The sequence below is a fragment of the Thermoanaerobaculia bacterium genome, from assembly GCA_035260525.1.
In the GTDB taxonomy this organism is placed as follows: Bacteria; Acidobacteriota; Thermoanaerobaculia; order UBA5066; family DATFVB01; genus DATFVB01.
Genome location: DATFVB010000359.1, coordinates 1 through 2,803 on the forward strand (window position 1 = coordinate 1; position 2,803 = coordinate 2,803).

2 protein-coding genes are annotated in these 2,803 nt (G+C 69.8%); both read left to right on the top strand.

Features of this window, described 5'->3' with window-relative positions:
* A partial coding sequence (locus VKH46_17105; GenBank protein HKB72552.1) for a sugar transferase occupies positions 1-186 on the top strand: 186 nt, incomplete at its 5' end.
* Positions 187-784: 598 nt separating this feature from the next.
* Positions 785-2,551 (top strand): CHASE3 domain-containing protein, encoded by a 1,767-nt coding sequence (locus VKH46_17110; GenBank protein ID HKB72553.1) that lies wholly within the window; start codon positions 785-787, stop codon positions 2,549-2,551.
* The last annotated feature ends 252 nt before the right edge of the window (positions 2,552-2,803 follow it).

A 2,803-nucleotide genomic window follows, 5' to 3' on the forward strand; every position in this document is an offset into this window, starting at 1 on the left:
ATGCTGCGTCACCGGGTCCGGTCCGGGATGACCGGCTGGGCGCAGGTGCACGGATGGCGCGGGAATACGAGCCTCACCAAGCGGATCGAATACGACCTCTTCTACATCGAGAACTGGACGCTCGCGCTCGACGTGCGGATACTCTGGATGACGCTCGTGAAGGACCTCCGCGCCAACGCGCATTAATCAGCCGGCGCGGACCAGAGGGGCCGTTATACGGGTCCGTGCGGGCTGCCCGCGGACTCAACGTACGCTCGTCAGTACGCCTCGCCCGCGGGCAGCCCACCCGAACCCGTCTTCCAGCCCCTCTGGCCGCGCTTACGAGCTGTTCCAAAAACACCCACGATGACTGCTCTCCCTTGCGCATCCCTCGATGCTCGCCCCCCTTGACGTCAGTCTTGCACGACTGGAGGACATCACCCTTCCTGCCCCTCCTTCCCGCGCATGCGGCAAGCCATGACCCGGAAAGCGGACCGCCGTCCTGAGCCCGCCGCCGCTGCGGGCTAAGTGCCCGTCCCCGGCAATAACGTGACATTTGTTCGCAGCGCCGCGGGGTGAGCTGCTAGTCGCCGCGATGACGGCGATGCGTTGCCATCGTCGAGTCGCGGCGGCGCCGCAGATTGCCCCGCGCCGCCCGAACCCGAAGGGCGCCCGAACATTGCAAACGATGGCGGCGTTGCGTCGCATCTGGCCCTCGTCCGCAAGCCGCGGGCGCAAATGGCACGCTATTTCCGGGGAGGGGCACTAAGATCGCGGCGTGGCGGACGAGCCGGCAAATGCGCCCTTGTCGCACCCCTTCGGGACTCCGGCCTCGCCGGGCGCGGGACGCCGCGCGAGACGGCTCCTCTTCGGGACCGGCGTCGCTCTGCTGGCGGTCGTCGGAGGTCTCTCCCTGTCGAGCCTCGACCGCGCGGCCGAAGACGCCGCGCTGGTCTCCCACACGCGCGAAGTCCTCGGCCGGATCACGCGAATCCGTCTGCTCCTCGATGCCGCGGAAAACGGCCGCCTCGGATACGTGCTGACGAACGACCGCTCTGAACGCGATCGTTACGAGCGATCGCGGAGCGGGATCGTCCCGGTCGTGGGAGAGGTGGCGCGGCTGACGACGGACAACCCCGACCAGCAACGCGATCTGCGGATCCTTCCGAAGAGAATCGCGGAGTGGAGCGCGGCGCTCGAAGCCTCGATCGCCGACTTCGAACGGAACGGCTTCCAGGGCGCTTCCCAGGCGGCGTTCACCGATCGCGTCCGAGCCGGCGAGTCGGCGATGCGCGACGTGCTGGACCGCATGGAAGGCCGGGAGAACGCGCTCCTCGACGAGCGCCGGCGCGGGGAGCGGGAGAGCGCGGACCGCACGCGTGTCGCCATCCTGTCGGCCTTCGGATTCGGGATCCTCCTCCTCGCCGCCGCGGCGCTGTCGGCGGCGCGCGATTTCGCGGCGCGCCTCGATGCCGAGCGGGCGCTGCGGGAGAGGGAAGAGATCTTCCGTCTCCTGGTGCAGGGGGTGGAAGAGTACGCGATCTTCCTGCTCGATCCGAGCGGGCGCGTGGTCACGTGGACGGAGGGGGCGCGCCGCCTGAAGGGATACACGGCGGAGGAAGCCGTGGGTCTCCCGCATGCCGCGTTCTACCCCCCCGAGGCGGTGGAAGAGGGCCGTCCCGCCGCGCTTCTCGAAACCGCGCTCCGGGAAGGACGGGCCGAAGACGAGGGGTGGCGGGTCCGGAAGGACGGCTCGGGGTTCTGGGCGGACGTGGTGATCACGCCGATCCGCGCGGACGGCAGGCTCCTCGGATTCGCGAAGGTCACGCGGGACATGACCGAGAAGCGGGAGGCCGCCCGCCGCATCGAGGAGCTCAACGAAGATCTCCGCCGGCGCGCCGCCGAGCTCGCGGCCGCCAATGAAGAGCTCGAGTCGTTCTCCTATTCCGTCTCCCACGACCTGCGGGCGCCGCTGCGCTCGATCGACGGGTTCGGCCAGGCGCTCCTCGAGGACGCGGGCCCGGCGCTCAGCGACGCCGCCCGCCGCGACCTGGACCGGATCAGGGCAGCCGCCCGCCGGATGGGCGAGCTGATCGACGCCCTGCTCGACCTCTCCCGGGTGGGCCGCCGCCCGCTCCGCCGGGAGACCGTCGACCTCTCTTCCCTCGCCTCCGCGATCGCCGACGAGCTCCGCCGAACCGAGCCCGGCCGGCGCGTGGAATTCGAGATCGCCGAAAACGTCCGGGGCGAAGGGGACGAGACGCTCCTGCGCCTCGTCCTGCAGAACCTGATCGCGAACGCCTGGAAATTCACGGCCGGACGCGAACCGGCCCGGATCGCATTCGGAATCGGCGAGGACGGCGCCTATTACGTCCGCGACAACGGGGCCGGCTTCGACATGGCGTATGCCGGCCATCTCTTCGCTCCCTTCCACAGACTCCACGGAGCCGCGGAGTTCCCCGGCACGGGCATCGGCCTCGCGACCGTCGACCGGATCGTCCGGCGCCACGCCGGACGCGTCTGGGCGGACGGGGAAGTCGGGAAAGGCGCGACCTTCCACTTCACGCTTTAGAGGCAGCACAGCTCGCGCCCGAGGCGCTCGACTGCTTGCCGCCTCTCAGCTCGTGGACCTCCTCCTCGCCGGGCGCTTGCGCGCCCGCGCTGGTTACGGAAAGAAAGCCTGCCCATCCGTCGGCGTGGCCGGAACGCCCATCAGCTTCAGCACCGACGGGTCCACGTCCATGATCGACGGGATCCGCTCGTTGTGGAGCTTCACCGACGCGAAGAAGACGCCGCGCACGAGCTGGGGGTCGACCGAGCAGTG